Consider the following 20,483-nt stretch of genomic DNA (forward strand, 5'->3'; position numbering starts at 1 on the left):
ATGGGCAAAGCCACGATACTTGTTGCTGACGATGACGCCGCGATCCGCACCGTGCTCAACCAGGCCCTGACCCGGGCCGGCTATGATGTGCGCGTTACGTCCAATGCAGCGACTCTGTGGCGCTGGGTATCGGCTGGCGATGGCGATCTGGTGGTCACTGATGTGATCATGCCGGACGAGAACGCCTTCGACATGCTGCCACGCATCCGCAGGGCGCGCCCGGACCTTCCGGTGCTGGTGATGAGCGCGCAAAACACCTTCATGACCGCAATCAAGGCATCGGAGGGCGGGGCTTACGACTATCTTCCCAAACCTTTCGATCTGAGCGAGTTGATCGGCACCATCGGCCGGGCGCTGTCCGAACCGCGCAAGCTTGCCGCCCAGCCCGAAGAATCCGCTGAAGGCATGCCGCTGGTTGGGCGTTCTGCTGCCATGCAGGAAATCTACCGCGTCCTGGCGCGGCTGATGCAGACCGATCTGACCTTGATGATTACCGGGGAATCGGGAACCGGCAAGGAGCTGGTGGCGCGGGCGCTGCATGACTACGGCAAGCGGCGCAAGGGTCCGCTGGTTGCCATCAATATGGCCGCCATCCCGCGTGATCTGATCGAATCCGAACTGTTCGGGCATGAAAAAGGCGCCTTTACCGGCGCCCAGACCAAATCCGTCGGCCGCTTCGAACAGGCCGAGGGCGGGACGTTGTTTCTTGACGAGATCGGCGACATGCCGATGGAGGCCCAGACCCGGCTGTTGAGAGTGCTGCAGCAGGGTGAATACACCACCGTGGGTGGCCGCACCCCGATCAAGACCGATGTGAGGATTGTCGCCGCCACCAACAAGGACCTCAAGATCCTGATCAATCAGGGCCTGTTCCGCGAGGATCTGTATTACCGGCTCAATGTCGTGCCGCTGCGGTTGCCCTCACTGCGGGACCGGGCCGAGGATGTGCCGGATCTGGTCCGCCATTTTGTCCGCTTCGCAGCCGGCGAGGGGCTCGATGCCAAGCGCTTTGACGGCGAGGCGCTGGAGCTGCTCAAGGCCTATCCCTGGCCGGGCAATGTGCGGGAGCTCGAAAACGTCGTCCGCCGCGTCATGGCGCTCTATCCGCAGGATGTCATCACCCGCGAGATCATCGAAAACGAACTCCGCAACGAATCCCCCGAACCGGTCTCCCCGCAAGGTTCGGCATCCATGGGACCCGCGACCATCGCCCAGTCGGTGGAGGAAAACATGCGCCGCTATTTTTCCGGATTCGGAGACGAGCTGCCGCCCACGGGCCTGTATCAACGGGTGCTGGAAGAGGTCGAATACCCCCTCATTATGGCAGCCCTGACTGCCACCCGCGGCAATCAGATCAAGGCCGCCGAACTGCTCGGCCTGAACCGCAACACCTTGCGCAAGAAGATCCGCGAACTCGGGGTCAGTGTCTACCGTTCGCCACGCCCGGCCTGATCCGCGGCAGTGCGGCAAGGATGGCTTGACAGGCCGTGCCGGGAAGTTGCATTTTCGCCACAATCTGTTGCTTGTTCGCAACGATATGACCCAACCAAGTGTGGAGTGGCGAGGAACAGATGGTGGTTGAGACGGCCCCTGGTTTGACGAATACCGAACCGGCCCGGCCCGCAGCCATCGGCGGCGGGCGGCAATCGGCTGGACATCAGGCTGACGGGCAAGACGCCGGCCGGCGCCGCAACCTGTTTAGCCTTCCGGGCCTTGCGCTGGTCATCACTGCCTTCCTGAGCGCCTTGATTTCATTTGCGATTCTTCTTGGGCTGACCCCGATCGAGCCGGTCGATCAGGTGGTTCTCGGCGCTGTCGTGGTCAACCTGGTCCTGGTCATTGGCCTGGTGACACTGGTGTATCTGGAAATCCGGATGCTGCTGAGGGCGCGGCGGCGGGGCAAAGCGGCGGCGAAGCTGCACATCCGCATTGTTGCGCTGTTTTCCATCGTGGCGATTCTTCCCGCCATTCTCGTAGCCATCGTCGCATCGATCACGCTGGATGTCGGGCTTGACCGCTGGTTTTCGATGCGGACCAAGTCGATCGTCAATTCGTCGCTGTCGGTGGCGCAGGCATATGTGCTGGAAAACGCGCGTTTTCTGCAGGGCCAGACGGTCTCCATGGCCAATGATCTCGACAATGCACGCTCGCTATACACGCTGGATCGCATCGGCTTCAGCCAATTCATCACCCGCCAGGCGATCGGCCGCGGCCTGCTGGGCGCCTTTCTGTTGCGCGAAGATGGCAGCGTCATCCTGCAGGCCGACATCGAGACCGAGAGACCATTGCCGGCCGTGCCCGAACAGGCGCTGACAGATGCCGTCAAAGGCCAGCCAACCCTGATTCCGCCGGGCGTCACCAATCTGGTCGGCGCGCTGATGCCGCTACAGCAGATCAATGACACATTGCTCTATACCGTCCGGGTGGTCGATCCGGAGGTCATGCGATCAATGCGATTGATGGAGGAGGCGACCCAGGAGTATCAGACGCTGGAGAAGGGGCGGGCATCGCTGCAACTCGCCTTCGGCATTCTGTATCTGGGGTTTGCGCTTATTGTTCTGCTGGCGGCGATCTGGACAGCCATCGCCGTCGCCGACAGGCTGGTCCGGCCGATCCGCATACTCATCGGCGCATCCGACGACGTGGCCAGCGGCAATCTCGATGTGGTGGTTCCGGTGCACGCCTCGGATGGCGACGTCGGCTCGCTGGCGCAGACGTTCAACAACATGATCGTGCAGATCCGAAGCCAGCGTGATGAAATCCTCTCCGCCAAAGACCAGATCGACGATCGCCGCCGGTTCACCGAAGCGGTGCTATCGGGCGTGTCTGCAGGCGTTGTTGGCGTCGATCACAGGGGTGCGGTGACGATTGCCAACCGCTCGGCACGGCAAACCCTGGGCGACGGCCAGACCGAGGTGAAGGGGCAGCAATTTACCGTGCTGGCACCGGAATTTGCGACGATTATGGCCGAAGCCGCCATGCATCCACGCTCCGCCGCGACCGGCCAGGTGACGTTGCATCGCGGAGGCAAGGAGCGCACGCTCAACGTCAAGGTGTCGCGTGAGGAAAGCCATGACGGTCTGGTGTCCTTTGTCGTCACGCTTGACGACATCACCGACCTGCTGATCGCGCAGAGATCGACCGCCTGGGCCGATGTTGCCCGCCGTATCGCCCACGAGATCAAGAACCCGTTGACGCCGATCCAGTTGTCCGCCGATCGCATCCGCCGCCGTTATGGCCGTCAGATTCCGGAAGACGATCGCACGATTTTCGATCAGTGTACCAACACCATCATCCGCCAGGTTGAGGATATCGGACGGATGGTCGATGAGTTCTCCTCCTTCGCGCGGATGCCGAAACCGTCAAAGGCGCGCAGCGATCTGCGTGACATTCTCAAGGACGCCACTTTTTTGCGGGAAGTCAGCCGGAATGATATTGAGTTCGTGACGGAATTTCCCGAGACGCCACTTGAAGGAGAGTTTGATCCGCGGATGCTGGGCCAGGCGTTCGGCAATCTGATCAAGAACGCCACCGAGGCGATCGATGCGGTTCCGGACGGTGATGAGCGTTCGGGCAAGACCATCATTGTCCGGGCAGGGCGGTCAACTGACGGCAGCGAATACAGTGTCGACATCATCGACAACGGTCGCGGGTTTCCGGGTGAAAACCGGCACCGTCTGCTCGAACCTTATACCACCATGCGCGACAAGGGCACGGGGCTCGGGCTCGCCATCGTCAAGAAAATCATAGATGACCACGGTGGCACGATCCAGTTGCGGGATGCGCCGGCTGAAGTCGATGGGGGCAAAGGCGCCATGATTACGGTCCGCCTTCCCGTGGATGCTCCGGCGCCGGCCCCCGAACAAGAAGAAAACGCAAAGGAACCGGCAGATGGCATCTGACATTCTGGTCGTTGATGACGAAGCGGATATTCGCGAAATTGTGTCCGGCATTCTCGACGATGAAGGCCACGAAACCCGGACTGCGGCGGACAGTGATTCCGCACTTGCGGCCATCAACGACCGGGTGCCGCGCCTGATCTTCCTCGATATCTGGCTGCAGGGAAGCCGGCTCGATGGACTGGCGCTGCTTGATGAGATCAAGGCACGCTATCCCGATCTGCCCGTGGTGATGATATCCGGACACGGCAACATCGAGACCGCCGTCTCGGCGATCCAGCGTGGCGCCTATGATTTCATCGAGAAACCCTTCAAGGCCGACAGGTTGATTCTGGCTGCTGACCGGGCGCTCGAAACCTCCAAGCTCAAGCGTGAGGTTTCCGAACTCAAGAAGCGTTCGGGCGATTCGATCGAGTTGATCGGCACGTCAGTCGCCGTTTCGCAGCTCAAGCAGGCCATCGACAAGATTGCGCCGACCAACAGCCGGGTGATGATTCTGGGACCGTCGGGATCGGGAAAGGAACTGGTTGCCCGCCTGATTCATCGCAAGTCCGCCCGTGCTGGCGGCCCGTTTGTCGCACTCAATGCTGCCACCATCACCCCCGAGCGGATGGAAGTGGCGTTGTTTGGCACCGAAAGTGCCGCCAGTCATGAACGCAAGATTGGCGCGCTGGAGGAAGCGCATGGCGGCATTCTCTATCTCGATGAAGTGGCCGATATGCCGCGCGGCACCCAGAACAAGATCCTGCGCGTGCTGGTTGATCAGCAGTTCGAGCGGGTTGGCGGCACCAAGCGGGTGAAGGTGGATGTGCGTATCATTTCCTCGACGGCGCGCAATCTTGAGGAGCTGATTGCCACAGGGGAGTTCCGCGAAGACCTCTATCACCGGCTTGCGGTCGTTCCTGTGCAAGTCCCATCGCTTACCGAGCGACGCGAGGATATTCCGTTTCTGGTCGACAGCTTCATGCGCGTCGTCTCCGAGCAGGCAGGGATCAAGAACCGCCGCATCGGCGAGGATGCGCTGGCGGTGATCCAGGCCCACACCTGGCCAGGCAATATCAGGCAATTGCGCAACTATATGGAGCGGTTGATGATTCTGGCCCGTTCGGATGGGCCGGAAACCGTGATCAGCGCCGACATGTTGCCCGATGACGTCTCCGACATGCTGCCCAAGGCCTCGGCGTCGGGATCCAACCACGTCATGACGCTGCCGCTGCGCGAGGCGCGCGAACTGTTCGAGCGCGACTATCTGATCGCCCAGATCAACCGGTTCGGCGGCAACATTTCCAGGACCGCGGAATTTGTCGGCATGGAGCGCTCCGCCCTGCATCGCAAATTGAAATCGCTTGGCGTATAAGCGGCACAAGGCGGCCGTGGCCGCAACAACTGGTGGGCGCTTGAGGGGTCGGCAATGAAGGTCATCATTTGCGGTGCGGGACGTGTCGGCTACGGCATCGCTGAACGCTTGGCGGCCGAGGACAACGATGTGTCGGTCATCGACACTTCCGCCACCCTTGTGCAGGGCATTCGCGACACGCTGGATGTGCGCAGCTATGTCGGTCATGGCGCCCATCCCGACGTCCTGGCGCAGGCGGGCGCCGATCAGGCGGACATGATCATCGCGGTTACGCTCTATGACGAGATCAACATGGTGGCCTGCCAGGTGGCGCACTCGATCTTCAATGTGCCGACCAAGATTGCCCGGATCCGGGCTCAGTCCTATCTGAAATCCCACTGGGCCGATTTGTTTTCCCGCGATCATATGCCGATCGACGTCATCATCTCGCCGGAGGTTGAAGTCGGTCAGATGGTGTTGCGCCGCATCGCACTGCCGGGGGCGACCGATGTCGTCCGCTTCGCCGATGATCAGGTGGCGATGGTTGCCATCGAGTGCCTTGAAGATTGTCCCGTGGTCAACACGCCGCTGGCACAGTTGAGCGAGCTGTTTCCGGATCTGCTTGCCACGGTGGTTGGTGTCTGGCGTCACGACAAGCTGTTCGTACCCCATTCCTCCGACCAGCTGGAAACCGGTGACCTCGCCTACGTCGTGTGTGACAAGGATCATGTCCGCCGCACGCTCGGCCTGTTTGGGCATGAGGAGCAGGAAGCCGGCCGAATCGTTATCTCCGGCGGCGGCAATATCGGCTATTATGTTGCAGCGGCGATTGAGGAACGGCAGCCGAAGACCAAAGTGAAAATCATCGAGACCGACCGTGCCCGTGCCGTCACCATCGCGGATTCGCTGTCACGCACCATTGTCCTCAACGGCTCGTCGCTGGACCACAACATACTGGTTGAGGCCGATATCCAGAATGCCGATCTGATGGTTGCCCTGACCAATGATGATCAGGTCAACATCTTGTCCTCGGTGATGGCCAAACGGCTTGGCTGCAAGGCCAATCTGGTGTTGATCAACAATCCCTCCTATCAGGATTTCACCAGGACACTGGGAATTGATGCCCACATCAATCCGCGTGCGGTGACCATCTCCCGCATTCTCCAGCACGTCCGCCGCGGCCGCATTCGCGCGGTCTATGCGGTGCAGAAGGGGGCCGCTGAAGTGATCGAGGCGGAAGCGCTCGAGACTTCGCCGCTGGTCGGCAAGCCATTGCGCAGCCTCGATCTTCCCGACGGTGTCCGCGTCGGCGCAATCTACCGCGACAAAAAGGTGTTGCGCCCGGACGGATCGTTGAAAATCAAGGCCAAGGACCGGGTGGTGATGTTCGCCGCAGTCGAATCGGTGCGGCATGTGGAACAGATGTTCCGCGTCAGCCTCGAGTTTTTCTGATCCCATGCTTGGCGTTCTGCACGTTCTGGCGGTTGCGGTTGCGGTGATGTTCGCGCTGATTGCACCGTCTGTGCTGTTTGCGATTGCCGACGGAATGCAGGAGCTTGCCCTGTCGATGCTGCTGGTTGGCGCACTGGGCGTGTTCTCGGCGCTGATGGTGCTGGGTTCGATTGCCGGCTTCAAGCGCCCGCTGGGGCGTGCTTCGGGCTATCTGGCGCTGGTCGCGATGTGGGTTCTGGTGCCGGTCGTGGCCGCGGTGTCGTTCAAGACCCTGGCCGGGTTGAGCTGGGTCGATGCCTGGTTCGAGGCGGTGGCCGCTCTGACCACGTCGGGGGTTACCCAATTGCCGCGCGAAACCGCGCCCCAGGCGATCCTGTTCTGGCGCGCCACGGTTGAGTGGTACGGCGGGTTTCTGATGCTGTTGTCGATCATTCATGTGCTGGCGCCGGGCGGATTTGGTGGTTTGCCCGCCGGTGACCGCCGCGTTCTCACCGGTCAGGCCAGCGACATGACGATCGATCTTGGCGAGTTCCGCCAGGTGATGACCCATTACATGCTTCTGACTTTCCTGGTTTTTGTCGGATTGATGCTGGCCGGGGTCAACGGACCTTATGCCGCCATGATGTCGATGATCGCCATTGCCACCGGCGGCTTCCTTCCCTTTGAAGGGGCGCTTGAAAACCATGCCGGTCCGATGGCGCAACTGGTGCTGGCGGCCGGGCTTGCGCTCGGGACCGTCAGCGTGTTTTGGCGCCGGCGCATGCTGCGCTCGCCGCGGATGTTTTTCGCCAACAATCCGGAAATGGTGGTGATCGGCCTGGTGATCCTTGTGGTTGCGTTCTTTTTCGCCGCCCGCCTGTCGTCGGTGTCAGGCGGCAATGATCTGGGACCGATATTTGCCGAAAGCCTGTTGGTGGCGACGTCGCTGGTCGGCACCAGCGGGATTGAGAGCCGGCCAGGTGTCATCGCGTTGTGGCCTGATCTCACCGTCCTGGTGATCGTGTTGATCGGGGGCGGCATCTACTCGACGACCGGCGGCTTCAAGGTCTACCGGATTGTCGCCATGGCAGTGCATTCCGCCCGTGAACTCAACCAGTTGATCTATCCCAGCGGGGTGACGAACCTGCGCTTTGGACAGCAGGTCATCGACGACACCAGCATGCGGGCGATCTGGACCTATTTCGCGCTGTCCTTGTTGATCATTGCCTTTGCGGCGATGGCGCTGACGCTCGGCGCCACCGATTTCGAAGGCGGAATCACCATGGCGATCGCGTTCTTTTCCAATGCCGGCCCGGTCTATGAGGCGCTGGTGCCCGTCGCCTATGCAACCGAACCGGTAAACCAGGACTGGCCGCAATTTGCCACCATGCCCGCGTCTGCCAAGCTCACCGGCATTGTGGTCATGACCCTGGGGCGGCTTGAGGTCATGATTGTTTTCGCGGTTTTGAACATTCGCTACTGGATGAGCCATTAAACCCGGTTCCTGACCGAAGCGGTTGAAGTCCGCAAAATCAAGTGTTTACAAAACCCCGCAACAGTGGTCTTCTGTGCGGTGTTCGGACCAGCATTTTTTCTGTCAGCAGCGTTTTTTTTGGTGTTCTGTTTGTCAGGGATAAGAATGGGAATGTTCGGGGCTTGAGGCAACGCAAGGCTGTTGCCTTTCATGCGCTTTTCATGGTTGAAGAATGCGGATGTCATCAAGGCCGGAACGAGTGCGGTAATGACCTGCGGAAATGCGGGCAAGAAAAAGACGGATGAAAAATCGCAAATGGCGGAGCGTTCACAAAACCTGCAGGATCTTTTTCTCAACACAGTTCGGAAGCAGAAGATCTCCCTGACGATCTTTTTGATCAATGGGGTGAAACTGACCGGTGTGGTGACGTCATTTGATAACTTTTGCGTGCTGTTGAGACGTGATGGCCATTCGCAGCTTGTCTACAAGCATGCGATTTCCACGATCATGCCAAGCCAGCCGGTGCAGATGTTTGAAAATGAGGACGCCACACCCGGCGCCTGACAGGAAAACGCAAATCGAAACTGTAGACAGCTCCGGAAATTTCTTCGACGCGGACAGCAAGTCCGGCGTCATGCGCGCAATTGTGCTGGTTCCGACCCTGCGCAGCCGCAACGCCGCACCCGGCAGTGGTGAGGCCGACAAGCGGCCTGATGCCAACCGCATGGCAGAGGCAGTCGGTCTGGCCGGCGCCATCGATCTCGAAGTGGCCGAGGCGCTGCTGGTGCCGGTATCCGCGCCGCGGCCTTCGACCTTGTTCGGCAAGGGCAAAATGCTCGAGATCCAGGCTCTGATCGATGCGACCGACTCGCATCTGGTCATCGTCGATCATCCGCTAACACCGGTGCAGCAGCGCAATATGGAGACGGAATGGGGGGTCAAGGTGATTGACCGCACCGGACTGATCCTGGAAATTTTCGGGCGCCGCGCTTCCACCAAGGAAGGTGTGTTGCAGGTCGAGCTGGCACACCTCAATTATCAGAGGGGCCGGCTGGTGCGCAGCTGGACCCACCTTGAACGCCAGCGCGGCGGTGGCGGCTTCATGGGCGGTCCCGGCGAGACCCAGATCGAGTCCGACAGGCGGCTGCTGCAGGAGCGGATCGTCAAGCTGGAGCGTGAACTCGAGCAGGTGCGCCGCACCCGGCAACTGCACCGCGCCAAACGCAAGAAAGTGCCGCACCCGATTGTGGCGCTGGTCGGCTACACCAATGCCGGCAAATCCACCCTGTTCAACCGTATCACCGGCGCCGATGTGCTGGCCGAAGACATGCTTTTTGCCACGCTTGACCCGACGCTGAGGCGGATGAAACTGCCGCATGGCAGCACGGTGATCCTGTCTGATACGGTTGGTTTCATTTCCAATTTGCCGACCCATCTGGTCGCCGCCTTCCGGGCGACGCTGGAAGAGGTGGTGGAGGCTGATCTTATCCTCCATGTGCGCGACATGTCCGATCCCGACCGCAGTTCCCAGGCCGCCGATGTGGAAGCGATTCTCAACAGTCTGGGTGTCGGCGAGATCGAACCGCGGCGAATGCTCGAGGTGTGGAACAAGGTGGACCTGCTTGACGCCGAAGCCGCCGAATCCCTGCGCGTCCGGGCTCAATCCGGCGAAGCCATCGTTGTGTCGGCGCTGAAAGGCGAGGGCATTGATTCCCTGCTGACGGCGGTTGAAGCCCGCATTTCCGGCAAGCTCTCCACCCGCACGACAGTGCTGACCTCGCAGCAATTGCCGGTGATGTCCTGGATCTATGAGCGCGGCCGGGTCAAGAGCCGCATCGATCACGAAGACGGCTCGGTTGAGCTGACGGCCGAATTCACCGAATCCGACAGCCAGGATCTCGACCGGCAGCTCGGTCTGGGGCCGAAGCCGGAAGCTGACTTCTAGCCACGGATTTCGCCAGGCGCCTGGTGGTCAGAGCAGAAGCTTCCCCGCTCAAGATTTCGGTTTCATGCGCCAAGCAAGTACCGGATCGTCTTGTTGCTCGCGAGGCTGATAGCATGCACGACGGCAGATGGCATTGTCCGGATCCGGACCCCGAACCTTTTTCCGGCCCATGGCACCGTCGAGCCGGTCATCTGGTAATTCGTCGAACAAACCCCACATTGGCAACAGCGATGGTTTTCGTGCAATGTGGGGCGCAATCGGGTTTTGACAGCAAGCCATTTCCCTTCTACCGCACCGGCATTGAGAGGCCCCGTGGTGTGGCGAGGGCGATGGCGGCAGGCCGTGACAACAAAGGCTGGTGGGTTTGACATGGTTGAGTGCAGCGAATCAGGCGAGAAGAATACCGCTTCCATCAGCGTCGCCACCTACAATGTGCGCAAGGCAATCGGGGGCGACTACCGGCGTGATCCCGAACGCGTTCTGGAAGCTGTGGCAAATCTGGGCGTCGATATCGTCGCCCTGCAGGAGGCGGATTATCGCTTCAAGCAGCGCAAGCCGATTTTCAGCTCCTCTCAGGTTCGCCACCACACCCAACTGCACACTGTCTCGCTCAATCACAATCAGAACGGGCTTGGCTGGCATGGCAATATTCTGCTCGTCAATCCGGACCTGCGCATACTCGACGCCCGGACGATAGAACTGAAGGGCCTGGAGCCGCGGGGCGGTTTGCTGGTTGATCTCGCCCATGGCGACACTGAAATTCGGGTGATCTGCGCCCATCTGGGACTTCTCGCCGCCTACCGGCGCCGTCAGGCCGAGACCCTGGTGGAAGCCGCAGACCCGGGCTCGGGCCGGGTGACGTTGATGATGGGAGATTTCAATTGCTGGGGCAAGGGGCGCTGGAGCCTGAAGCCGTTTCGTGACTGCATGCAGGAAGCGGAATGTGGCAAGACCTTTCCCGCCGGTTTTCCTGTCGCGGCCCTGGATCAGATTTTCTACGCGGGCCCGTTGCAGCTCAAATCCGCCGGCCGGATTCAAACGGGCCTGACCCGCATGGCATCGGACCATCTGCCGGTCCGGGCCCAGTTCGACATCGGCGCCGCGGCTGCACCAGATGCCGGACGGCCTCAGGCGCAGCCTGCCCTTGCATGAGCCGTCCGGCGGCATCCAACCGGGTGCGCCAGGGCCGCAGCAACGGCTCTGATCCCGTGGCTCACAGATGCATCCGTTTGAGCGACACTACACCGGAACCTGGTAGACCTCGCGGGCGCAATCGTGAAAAATCGAGTGTTTCTCGGTGTCCGAAAGCCCGGCCACGATCCCGCTGAACACCGCGAGCCATTCCTCAAACGAGATATGCAGTGCGGATACCGGGTAGTCGCTGGCAAACATGCAGCGGCCCGGCGTGAAGCAATCGATGCAGTGGTTTATGATCCCGGCAAGGCTGCCGACCGTCCACTGGGGGTCGTAGGCAACCGGGTCGGACAGTTTGAGCACAACATTGTCGGCCGCTGCCAGCGCGCGGACGCCCCGGCGCCAGCGGTCAAGTCCTTCGGCGTCACGGTCCATCGGGCTGCCGCAGTGATTGACGACAAACCGCATGTCCGGGTGATCGCTGGCCAGGCCGAGCGCATCGTCAAGTTGCCAGGGAGAGATCAGCAAATCAAAGCTCAGGCCGTGGCGCTGAAGGGCAGCAAGCCCCGTCCGCCATGCAGGGCTGTGGATGATCCCGGCATCGGCCGTTCGGGTTTTCGCCGGGTCAGGATGCCAGCTCAGGATCTCCCGGATGCCAGCGACACGCCTGTGCTCTGCAAGTTGCGCCAGTGTGCTTTCGATGTCGGGATCGGCCAGCGCAGCGTAAGCCACATAGCGCGCAGCGATACGCTCTGGCCGCGCCAGGCGGTCGAGCCATTCCACTTCACCGAAAGGATCCGTGGTGTCCCAGTTGGCCTCTGCGTGAACCGTGGCAACGATGTTGGCGCATGCCGCCTGGTGCCGATAGTCATCAGCCAGAAATGTGCGCCGCAGCGGCGCCAGGCCATCACCGCGCCCCGTGGCGGCCAACCAGGGATGGCGATCCAGGCTGAGGTCCCAGAGGTGGTGGTGGGCATCGATGATCGGCCCCTGATAGATTGTGCTGGGCATGACAGGTCCTTAACCGGGAATGCCTTCGGTTCCGGCGCCGCAGACAAGCGCACAAACCGTCTCGGTCGCGGTCAATGCAACATGCCCGCCACGCAAGGCAGCCACCGCAGCAGCACCGCTGAGATCGGCGGCCAGTCCGAGCTCGGTCCAGAGCCAGCGCGCGGCCTCCTCCATGGCGCGGTCCTCAAGAAGGATGATGTCATCGATCAGGTGACGCGACAGTTCAAACACATCAGGGTCGGTCCGGGCGCAAGCCATTGTCGCCACGCGGGTGCTGACCTTTGGAAGGGTGATGACCTGGCCGGCGGCCAGGGAGGCATGAAACGTCGGGCAGCCAACGGGTTCGATGCCGATGATGCGGATCGAGGGTTTGAGTGTCTTCAATGCCACAGCCATGCCTGTCAGCAAGCCGCCGCCGCCAATGGCGATGAGAATTGCATCGAGGTCGGGCAGCTCGTCCAGTATCTCCAGCGCCACGGTACCCTGACCCGCCATGACGGCCGGATCGGCGAAGGGATGAAAATAGGCCGCACCGGTCTTTGTCGCGAAGGCCAGTGCATGCTCATTGGTTTCATTCCAGACGGAGCCGACCACATGGACGGTGGCGCCCATGGCGCGCAATCGCTCCAGCTTGTAGGCGGCGACGTTTTCGGGAACGAAAATCGTGGCTTTCACGCCGGCAGAGCTTGCCGCACGCACGGTGGCCAGCGCGTGGTTGCCACCCGACGCGGTCACGACCCCCTGGGCGAGCGCGTCCCGCGGCGTGGACAGCAGCTTGTTGGTTGCCCCGCGCGCCTTGAAGGAACCGCTTGCCTGCAGGCATTCGAGCTTGAGCCAGAGCCGTGCGTCGGTGATCGGTGCGCTGAGCGCGGCAGCTGCCATCAGCGGGGTCTTGCGAATGTGCGGCGCAATGCGCGCCCGCGCGCTGATGATGTCGTTAAGCTCAAGTTGCATCATGCCGGGCACCGGGAAGCCACAACCATGCAGCAGTTGCCAGCGCGCACCCGGCCCGGGTGACGCAGGCCGTAGAGGATGCCATCTGTCGCAAAGTTGAGCTGTTTGGGCGCGCGCCGCGGGTCGGACAGGAAGTGGACCCGTCCGGCGGCTTGTCCTGCGCGTACCTCCGCACCCAGATTGTGCAGCGGTTCGAACACACCATCATCCTCTGACAGGTGGTGCGCTCGGGCAGTCAGCTCGTAGACGGACTCGGGGAAACGGCTGTCGGTCCGTGTCGGGCTGCCCTCCATCAGGCCAAAATGGCGCAAGAGGTTATGGACGCCTTTCCGGCAGATCCTGACCGCGTCGGGTGACACGGTGCCGGCGCCGCCAAGTTCGGTGCCCACGGTGACCAGGCCCGCCCGCACCGCACTGGCAGTCGACGTGCGCGGGTCGCCGCGATTGGAGATGATGACGGTCATCGGGGCGTCAAACGCCGCTGCCGCGTTCTCAAACTTGCCATTCAGCGCCGGGTCATCAGAGGGGTCGATAATGGCGCTTGGGATGATGGAAAGCGATGACCCGCCCGAATGCAGATCGACGAAAGCGTGAGCCATGGGGAACAGGAAGTCGTTGACCAGTGAGGACAGCTGCATCGTCGGCGATCCCAGCGGATCACCGGGGAATGTCCGGTTGAAGTTGAGGCCGTCGATCGGCGAAACCCGCTGGCCTGCATTGACTGCCGGAAGGTTGATGGCCGGAACGATGATCAGCCTGCCGCTGATGCTGCCGGGATCGAGATCGCGAACAATCTCGCCGAGAATGATCGGTCCCTCGTATTCGTCACCGTGATTGCCACCCTGAAGAATAACCGTCGGACCCTGGCCGTTGCTGATCACCGCAATCGGAACCGGCACAACACCCCAGGCGTCGTCATGCCCGGAATAGGGCAGGCGGATGAAGCCGGTCTGCTTTCCGCCCTTGTCAAAGTCGATATCTGTTTGCCACGCCTGCTTTGTCACGGTTGCTCCAGATCATGCTCAAAGGATCAAACCTGAAGCCCTGACGGAATGGATGCAAGGCCGGAGCCGATCATTTGCCCTTCTTCATGAAAACAAAAATCTATCCGTGATGCCGACGCCTGTCCATGAAGCGTTTCGGGCCTGTCCGCCGGTCAAGCGCCAGGGCATTCCACGCACCCCGGGCGGGATGACAGAGCCGTGCGGCCGATTGCGCGCGCAAGCAGACGCCCAGCCGTGTTCATGGTCGGCCGGTTGAGAAATACGCAGCCTCTACCATGTTGCGAACGCCTCCATCGCCACCGGCCCATTGGCACTGGCGGTCCAGAGTTTCAATCCACCGTCACCCTCTGAGGCGTTCACGGTGAAATCGGCAGTGTCAAAGATCGGCGAAAGGCTGCGAAAGCGAAAGCTTTTCGGCGTGGCGCCCTTGAGGTCGGCTGCAGCCTGGCACAGCAATGTCGCCTGCATGGGCCCATGGACCACCAGGCCGGGGTAACCCTCGGCTTCGCCCGCATAGGGCGCATCGTAATGAATACGGTGGCTGTTGAACGTGAGCGCGGAATAACGGAAAAGCTGTGCGGACGAGGGCGTGATCTCGCGGCAAAATGAACCCCTTGGCGCCGCGGGCTGCGCGCGATTGGCGGCAGGCTTGTGCGGCGGCGTCGCGCCGCGATAGACAATATCCTGCCGCTCGGTCAGGACCGCACGGTCGTCGCTGGTCAGTTCATGCTCGACCGTGACAAACCACAGCGGGCCGGAGCGGCCTTCCTTCAACACCACATCCTTGATGGTCGACAGCCGGGACACCGTCTCGCCGATGCGGATGTCGCTGTAAAATGTCAGGGCGCCTCCCGCCCACATCCGGCGGGGAAGCGGGATCGGCGGCAGGAACCCACCGCGGGCCGGATGGCCGTCCGGGCCCAGCTCGGCTGTGGCCGCAATCGGCTGAGCGAGACAGAAATGGATCATGAGCGCCGCACGATCTCCCGGCTGCGTGCCGGAGGTGCGGTCGAATGTGGCGTTGAACCTCCGCGCAAGGGAGGCGGTGAGAAGCTCGCACTCGCTCTGGGTCCGGCCGATCCAGGTTCTCAGATGCTCGATATCCGTGTCCACATTCAGTCCTGCTGCGGGTTGAGCCCGGGAATCGGGCCATAGCGCCGTTGCTCGCCGGCAAAGACGGCGCCGGGGGCGGGGACCGACACCGGCCCGTTGGGGGAGTCGACCGTAATGCGGCGCAAATGCGGGTGAGCCGACAGCCCGGCCATATCATTGACCGAGGCCAGCGCAATGTCAGCCCTGGTGAGCATGTCAATCGCAGTGGCGGCATCGACCTTGCCGAAAGCGGCGGCGACCAGCGCGTCAGTTTCGGTGCGATTGCTCACGCGTGCCACATTGGTGGCAAAGCGGGGGTCTGTGGCAAGGGCAGGGTCGCCGATGAACAAGGAACAGAGTTTGGCCCATTCGCGGTCACTCTGGATCGAGATCAGGATCGGTGCACCGCTCTTTGGCGTGAACACGCCGTAGGGCGCGATCGAGGGATGTGCCAGTCCCACCCGTTTCGGGCTCTTGCCGCCTTCGTGGTTGAGCAAGGGCACGGTCAGCCAGTCGGCCATGACATCAAACATCGAGACCGAGATGTCGCTCCCCTTGCCGGTGATGCCGCGGCGGATCAGCGCCTCGAGGATCGCGGCATAGGCGGTCGCCCCCGTTGCAACATCGACGATGGAGATGCCGACGCGGGCCGGTTCGTCCGGTCCGCCGGTGATCGAGCAAAGGCCGGATTCCGCCTGAATAAGCAGGTCATAGGCCTTTCGGCCGGCCATCGGCCCCGCGTCGCCATAGCCGCTGATCGAGCAGGTGACGAGGCGCGGATAGTCGGTGCGCAGGCGGGCAGGGGCAAACCCCAGACGCGCGAGTGCTCCGGGCTTGAGATTCTGCACCAGCACGTCCGCACTTGCGAGCAGCGTTTCCAGGGCGTCCTTGCCCTTGCTGGAAGCCAGGTTGAGCGTGACTGAGCTTTTGCCCCGGTTGAGCCAGACAAAATAGCTCGATTGACCGGCCGCCACATCGTCATAACCGCGTGCAAAATCGCCCTCGGGGCGCTCGATCTTGGTCACATGCGCACCCGCATCAGCCAGCCGAGACGAGGCAAAGGGTGCCGCAACGGCCTGTTCGATGGCAACGACCTTGAGGCCTTCCAGCGGCAACATCAGAACGACCTCGGCATGCCAAGCACATGCTCTGCGATGTAGGACAGGATCAGATTGGTGGAGATCGGCGCGACCTGGTAAAGCCGCGTCTCGCGAAACTTGCGCTCCACATCATATTCATTGGCAAAGCCAAAACCGCCATGGAATTGAAGGCAGGCATTGGCTGCTTCCCACGATGCTTTGGCCGCCAGATATTTGGCCATGTTGGCCTCGGCGCCGCAGGGCTTGCCGGCGTCGTAAAGATGGCAGGCCTTGTAGCGCATCAGGTTTGCGGCTTCGACTTCGATGAATGCCTCCGCAATCGGGAACTGCACCCCCTGGTTTTGACCGATGGGCCGGCCGAAGACCTCGCGTTCGCTGACATATTTGGTCACGGTGTCGGTGAACCAGAATCCGTCGCCGATACACTCTGCAGCGATCAGCGCACGTTCGGCATTCAGTCCGGTCAGGATGTATCTGAAGCCCTTGCCCTCTTCGCCGATCAGGCAGTCTTCAGGAATCTCCAGATTCTCGAAGAACAACTCGTTGGTCTCGTGATTGACCATGTTGGCGATGGGCTTGACCACCATTCCGCTTTTCATCGCCTGCTTGATGTCGACGAGGAAGATCGACAGGCCTTCGGATTTCTTTTCCACCTCTGCCAGCGGCGTGGTGCGCGCCAGCAGGATCATGAAATCCGAGTGCTGCACGCGCGAAATCCAGACTTTCTGACCGTTGATCACATAGCGATCACCCTTCTTGACGGCATTGGTCTTGATCTTGGTGGTGTCCGTCCCGGTACTCGGTTCGGTCACGGCCATGGACTGGATGCGTAACTCTCCAGCCGCGATCCTGGGCAGGAATTTCTGGCGTTGTGTCTCCGAACCGTGCCGCACCAGCGTGTTCATATTGTACATCTGGCCGTGGCAGGCACCGGAATTGCCGCCGGTGCGATTGATCTCCTCCATGATGACCGAGGCTTCGGTCAAGCCAAGACCCGAGCCGCCATACTCTTCGGGAATGAGCGCTGCCATCCAGCCTTCGCGTGTCAGTGCCGCGACGAATTCTTCCGGGTAGGCGCGTTCCTGGTCGATTTTACGGTGGTAGGCCGCGGGAAACTGGGCGCACAGTGCGCGAACTCCGTCGCGAATGTCGTGATAGCGCTCGTCGAGAAAATCCATAGCAACCCTCGGTCTGACCTGTGAATTCAGCCTTTATAATCTCACCCGTTCATATTGCGCAAATATATGTTTATGATGCCGGATATACGATAATGTTATGGGCGCAGCGCGCAGGTGAAAAATGGATATCAGGCAACTGCAGTATTTCATTGAGATCGTCGAGCAGGGCTCGTTCACCCGCGCCTCGCGAAGCCTGAACATTGCCCAGCCTGCGCTTTCCCTTCATCTGAGAAACATGGAAAATGCGCTCGGCACCCGCCTTCTGGTTCGCAGTCATGCGGGCGTCGTGCCGACGGAAGCGGGCGCACTCCTGGCACGAAGGGCGCGGTCGATTCTTGATGACCTTGCCCGGACCGAGGACGATATCCGAACCCTGGACGGCAACCCTCAGGGCGTTGTCAGGGTGGGGCTGCCCGGCACCATCAGTGCCATACTCGGACTGCCCCTGATAACCGCGGCGCGTGAACGGTATCCCGGGATTGTCCTCAACATTTCGGAAGCCATGAGCGGGTTTATCGCCGACTGGATGTCTGAAGGCCGGATCGACATCGCAGTGCTCTATTCTGCCTCGCAAGAAAGAGGAAATGTCTCTCAACGGCTGCTTGAGGAAGAGCTTGCGGTGATATGGCAGGGCGACAGCGACTGCCCGTCAGAAATGAGTCTGGAAGGATTGCGCGACACGCCCATGGTCTTGCCGAGTTCGGCGCACGGATTGCGCATACAGTTGAACGAGGCGATGCGCCCATTGGGGATAAGCCCCAATGTGGCGGTGGAAATTGATTCCTATGCAAACATCAAAAGTCTTGTCGCCGCAGGATTCGGGGCCTCGATCCTGCCTTACCATGCAGTGCAACAGGAGGTGTCGAAGGGAACATTGGCGGTCAGCCGGATTGCAGATCCTGGTCTGTGGCGCGGCGTACATTTGACCTATCCCGCCAATCGTCCGGTCGCGCGCGCCCAGCAGGTCGTGCTCGGCCTCTTGCGTGAGGTCATATTCGAGCTTCACGCAAGCGGCGACTGGGCCGCAGTTCGGCTACCCAAGACGGATGACTAAAACGGGGATGACGAAAACATGCTGGGGTGTTGCCGAGGCAGACGTGGTCCCGCCATCATCGGGGCGCTGAAATGCCGCCCATTCAAAGCAGTTTTCCAGGGTTCAGAATCCCGTCAGGATCGAGTGCCAGCTTGATCAAGCGCATCAGGGTGATTTCTTCCGGTGTTCGCGAATAGGAAAGATAGTCGCGCTTGAGCGTGCCGATGCCGTGCTCAGCCGAGATGGAGCCCCCGGCATCGCGGACCAGATCATAGACGATCCGGTAAACCTCATCGGTCGGATCGTCCTGACCGGGCTTGGGCTGGTCGGCTGCAATGTGCAGATTTCCATCGCCCGCATGGCCAAAGAAAAGCACCCTGATGTCTGGAAACCGCTGATGCAAGGCGTTGCGGCAGGCATCGACACATGCCCCCATCCTGCCGATGTCGAGGCTGATATCGAGGTTGATCAGATGCGGCATGATCTGTTCCAGCCTGTGGCCCTCGCGCACGGCCCAGAAGGCATTGGCCTCTTTTGTCGATTGTGCGATCAGCGCATCGGTCAGGATGCCCGCTTCCAGCGCGCCGGCCAGAAAGGCTTCGAAGTCCGCCGTCTGGTCCGAACCATTGGTGCTTTCGGTTTCAATGATCACTGAAAGCGGGGGAACAGGTGAAAACAGCTGCACGCCTTCTGCCTGCTGCATCAAGGCAAAATAGTCCTGCCACATGACCTCCAGCGCCGACAGCCCGGGAAGCTGGGTGCGGGCAAGCTTGAGCAAGCTTGGGACAGCGTCAAAGTCTGACAGGGCGCAAAGTGCTGTGCAGCGGCCGGTGGGCAGCGGGCGCAATCGCAGCACGGCACGGGTTATGATGCCAAGCGTGCCTTCCGACCCGGTAAAAAGCTGCGGCAGATTATAACCGGTGTTGTTTTTGACCAGCTTGCCAAGATCAGAGATGACGCTGCCATCGGCCAGCACCACCTCCAGTCCGAGAAGATTGTCGCGGGCCATGCCGTGTCGGATCACGCGCAACCCGCCGGCATTGTTGGCCAGTATCCCGCCGATCTGGCAGCTGCCGCGTGATCCGAGATCGATCGGGAGCAGGAACCCTGCCGCCGCCGCGGCGTCCTGCGCCACCTGCAACACCGTGCCCGCGCGCAGCGTGATGCTGGCGGCCTCGGCGTCGATGTCCTCGATTCCGGCGAACCGCTCCAAGGACAGAGCGACATCGCCGGGAGCTGGGTTTGCTCCCCCGGAAAGACCGGTCATTCCACCTTGCGGCACCAGGGTTTGTTGATGATGCGCGCAGATCGCAACGGCTGCCGAGATTTCCGCCGTGGTGGTGGGGCGCAGGACCGCCAGTGGCTTGTGCCGGCCGGTTTCGCTTGCGTCCGACATGCTGCGAACCGGAAGATCGTCACCAGTCAAGACCGCGCCCGGTCCCAGCGCCGCCGTCAATTCAGCCAACAAGGTCATTCCGCCTCCCGGTCGAGCGATTGTGCCATGCCGTGAATTTTGCCCCCGGTCATGCAAAAGGTTGAGCGGTCAATGGCGCCACCGGAAAACCGCGCACAGGCAACTGGCCGATCAGCGAACTTTCCGCTGTTGGCACATCCGGTCGCGGCGCGAGGCCATCACATCACAGACATGCGCCACGGTGTCGTGAAAGGACACATCGATCATCTCGCGGCCCTGGCGCGCAACCTGTTTACGACAACCGGCTCGGTGCAATCAAGGCAGAGCGCGATCAAATCGGGCCGGTGCAGTGCCAGTTTCAAGAAACCACTGGGGGACCCGGGTTTTCATGGCCAGATCCCCCGTTGTGTGGGCGGCGACTGAGCTCCCCAACGGTCCGCGCATCCATGTGGATGCGCTCCCGCCGATGGCTGTCTTC

Annotated in this window: 17 protein-coding genes; 10 read left to right on the forward strand and 7 right to left on the reverse strand. The window is 61.3% G+C overall.

All coding sequences use genetic code 11. From position 1 onward, the window contains the following. From ntrC to PZ897_RS12220, 8 genes are all read left to right on the forward strand, one after another. Positions 1–1,452 carry a nitrogen regulation protein NR(I) gene (gene ntrC / locus PZ897_RS12185; protein WP_275752570.1) on the forward strand — a complete coding sequence of 484 codons (1,452 nt, stop codon included), beginning with the start codon at positions 1–3 and terminating at the stop codon, positions 1,450–1,452. Positions 1,453–1,628: 176 nt separating this feature from the next. Then, the gene (locus PZ897_RS12190; protein WP_275752687.1) at positions 1,629–3,902 is read left to right on the forward strand and encodes a PAS domain-containing sensor histidine kinase; all 2,274 of its coding nucleotides are present in this window, start codon (positions 1,629–1,631) and stop codon (positions 3,900–3,902) included. Further along, positions 3,892–5,256 carry a sigma-54 dependent transcriptional regulator gene (locus PZ897_RS12195; protein WP_275752571.1) on the forward strand — a complete coding sequence of 455 codons (1,365 nt, stop codon included), beginning with the start codon at positions 3,892–3,894 and terminating at the stop codon, positions 5,254–5,256. The genes PZ897_RS12190 and PZ897_RS12195 overlap by 11 nt, the downstream gene beginning before the upstream one ends. Positions 5,257–5,310: 54 nt before the next feature. Further along, on the forward strand, positions 5,311–6,687 hold the full coding sequence (trkA, locus tag PZ897_RS12200; protein WP_275752572.1) for a Trk system potassium transporter TrkA: 1,377 nt from the start codon (positions 5,311–5,313) through the stop codon (positions 6,685–6,687). Between the two features lie 4 nt (positions 6,688–6,691). Next, on the forward strand, positions 6,692–8,161 hold the full coding sequence (locus tag PZ897_RS12205) for a potassium transporter TrkG (RefSeq protein WP_275752573.1): 1,470 nt from the start codon (positions 6,692–6,694) through the stop codon (positions 8,159–8,161). A 294-nt stretch (positions 8,162–8,455) separates the two neighbouring features. Further along, positions 8,456–8,704, forward strand: coding sequence for an RNA chaperone Hfq (gene hfq / locus PZ897_RS12210; RefSeq protein WP_275752688.1), 249 nt, complete (start codon positions 8,456–8,458; stop codon positions 8,702–8,704). 70 nt (positions 8,705–8,774) lie between these two features. Then, positions 8,775–10,085, forward strand: a complete 1,311-nt coding sequence (hflX, locus tag PZ897_RS12215) for a GTPase HflX (protein WP_275752574.1) — start codon at positions 8,775–8,777, stop codon at positions 10,083–10,085. A 369-nt stretch (positions 10,086–10,454) separates the two neighbouring features. Beyond that, positions 10,455–11,237, forward strand: a complete 783-nt coding sequence (locus PZ897_RS12220; RefSeq protein WP_275752575.1) for an endonuclease/exonuclease/phosphatase family protein — start codon at positions 10,455–10,457, stop codon at positions 11,235–11,237. 87 nt (positions 11,238–11,324) lie between these two features. Here the strand turns inward: PZ897_RS12220 and PZ897_RS12225 are convergent, their stop codons facing one another. The 6 genes from PZ897_RS12225 to PZ897_RS12250 all read right to left on the reverse strand — a co-directional run bounded on the left by PZ897_RS12225 (position 11,325) and on the right by PZ897_RS12250 (position 17,558). Further along, the gene (locus tag PZ897_RS12225; protein WP_275752576.1) at positions 11,325–12,230 is read right to left on the reverse strand and encodes an amidohydrolase family protein; all 906 of its coding nucleotides are present in this window, start codon (positions 12,228–12,230) and stop codon (positions 11,325–11,327) included. A gap of 9 nt (positions 12,231–12,239) precedes the next feature. Continuing rightward, positions 12,240–13,187 (reverse strand): threonine/serine dehydratase, encoded by a 948-nt coding sequence (locus PZ897_RS12230; RefSeq protein WP_275752577.1) that lies wholly within the window; start codon positions 13,185–13,187, stop codon positions 12,240–12,242. Beyond that, complete coding sequence (locus PZ897_RS12235; protein ID WP_275752578.1) at positions 13,184–14,188, reverse strand: succinylglutamate desuccinylase/aspartoacylase family protein; 1,005 nt, start codon at positions 14,186–14,188, stop codon at positions 13,184–13,186. The genes PZ897_RS12230 and PZ897_RS12235 overlap by 4 nt, the downstream gene beginning before the upstream one ends. 270 nt (positions 14,189–14,458) lie before the next feature. Continuing rightward, a complete protein-coding gene (locus PZ897_RS12240; protein ID WP_275752579.1) occupies positions 14,459–15,301 on the reverse strand; it encodes a MaoC family dehydratase N-terminal domain-containing protein in 843 nt (280 codons plus the stop codon). 2 nt (positions 15,302–15,303) lie between these two features. Then, the gene (locus PZ897_RS12245; protein WP_275752580.1) at positions 15,304–16,398 is read right to left on the reverse strand and encodes a CaiB/BaiF CoA-transferase family protein; all 1,095 of its coding nucleotides are present in this window, start codon (positions 16,396–16,398) and stop codon (positions 15,304–15,306) included. Next, positions 16,398–17,558 (reverse strand): acyl-CoA dehydrogenase family protein, encoded by a 1,161-nt coding sequence (locus tag PZ897_RS12250; RefSeq protein ID WP_275752581.1) that lies wholly within the window; start codon positions 17,556–17,558, stop codon positions 16,398–16,400. Before PZ897_RS12250 ends, PZ897_RS12245 begins: the two co-directional genes overlap by 1 nt. A 121-nt stretch (positions 17,559–17,679) precedes the next feature. On the opposite strand from PZ897_RS12250, the gene PZ897_RS12255 reads away from it, so the two are divergent. After that, on the forward strand, positions 17,680–18,612 hold the full coding sequence (locus PZ897_RS12255) for a LysR family transcriptional regulator (RefSeq protein WP_275752582.1): 933 nt from the start codon (positions 17,680–17,682) through the stop codon (positions 18,610–18,612). Positions 18,613–18,694: 82 nt separating this feature from the next. Here PZ897_RS12255 and PZ897_RS12260 read toward each other — a convergent pair whose 3' ends face one another. Then, the gene (locus PZ897_RS12260; protein WP_275752583.1) at positions 18,695–20,065 is read right to left on the reverse strand and encodes an FAD-binding oxidoreductase; all 1,371 of its coding nucleotides are present in this window, start codon (positions 20,063–20,065) and stop codon (positions 18,695–18,697) included. Between the two features lie 72 nt (positions 20,066–20,137). On the opposite strand from PZ897_RS12260, the gene PZ897_RS12265 reads away from it, so the two are divergent. Then, entirely contained in the window at positions 20,138–20,428 is a 291-nt protein-coding gene (locus PZ897_RS12265; protein ID WP_275752584.1) for a hypothetical protein, read from the forward strand. Positions 20,429–20,483: the final 55 nt, after the last annotated feature.

It is taken from the genome of Hoeflea sp. YIM 152468, assembly GCF_029210485.1.
Lineage (GTDB): Bacteria > Pseudomonadota > Alphaproteobacteria > Rhizobiales > Rhizobiaceae > Hoeflea.

Coding starts and splice junctions, on each gene's coding strand:
- hfq (WP_275752688.1), top strand. CDS start 8,456: ATGGCGGAGCGTTCACAAAACCTGCAGGATCTTTTTCTCAACACAGTT.
- PZ897_RS12265 (WP_275752584.1), top strand. CDS start 20,138: ATGGCGCCACCGGAAAACCGCGCACAGGCAACTGGCCGATCAGCGAAC.
- trkA (WP_275752572.1), top strand. CDS start 5,311: ATGAAGGTCATCATTTGCGGTGCGGGACGTGTCGGCTACGGCATCGCT.
- PZ897_RS12195 (WP_275752571.1), top strand. CDS start 3,892: ATGGCATCTGACATTCTGGTCGTTGATGACGAAGCGGATATTCGCGAA.
- PZ897_RS12255 (WP_275752582.1), top strand. CDS start 17,680: ATGGATATCAGGCAACTGCAGTATTTCATTGAGATCGTCGAGCAGGGC.
- PZ897_RS12260 (WP_275752583.1), bottom strand. CDS start 20,065: ATGACCTTGTTGGCTGAATTGACGGCGGCGCTGGGACCGGGCGCGGTC.
- PZ897_RS12230 (WP_275752577.1), bottom strand. CDS start 13,187: ATGATGCAACTTGAGCTTAACGACATCATCAGCGCGCGGGCGCGCATT.
- ntrC (WP_275752570.1), top strand. CDS start 1: ATGGGCAAAGCCACGATACTTGTTGCTGACGATGACGCCGCGATCCGC.
- hflX (WP_275752574.1), top strand. CDS start 8,775: ATGCGCGCAATTGTGCTGGTTCCGACCCTGCGCAGCCGCAACGCCGCA.
- PZ897_RS12225 (WP_275752576.1), bottom strand. CDS start 12,230: ATGCCCAGCACAATCTATCAGGGGCCGATCATCGATGCCCACCACCAC.
- PZ897_RS12220 (WP_275752575.1), top strand. CDS start 10,455: ATGGTTGAGTGCAGCGAATCAGGCGAGAAGAATACCGCTTCCATCAGC.
- PZ897_RS12245 (WP_275752580.1), bottom strand. CDS start 16,398: ATGTTGCCGCTGGAAGGCCTCAAGGTCGTTGCCATCGAACAGGCCGTT.
- PZ897_RS12250 (WP_275752581.1), bottom strand. CDS start 17,558: ATGGATTTTCTCGACGAGCGCTATCACGACATTCGCGACGGAGTTCGC.
- PZ897_RS12205 (WP_275752573.1), top strand. CDS start 6,692: ATGCTTGGCGTTCTGCACGTTCTGGCGGTTGCGGTTGCGGTGATGTTC.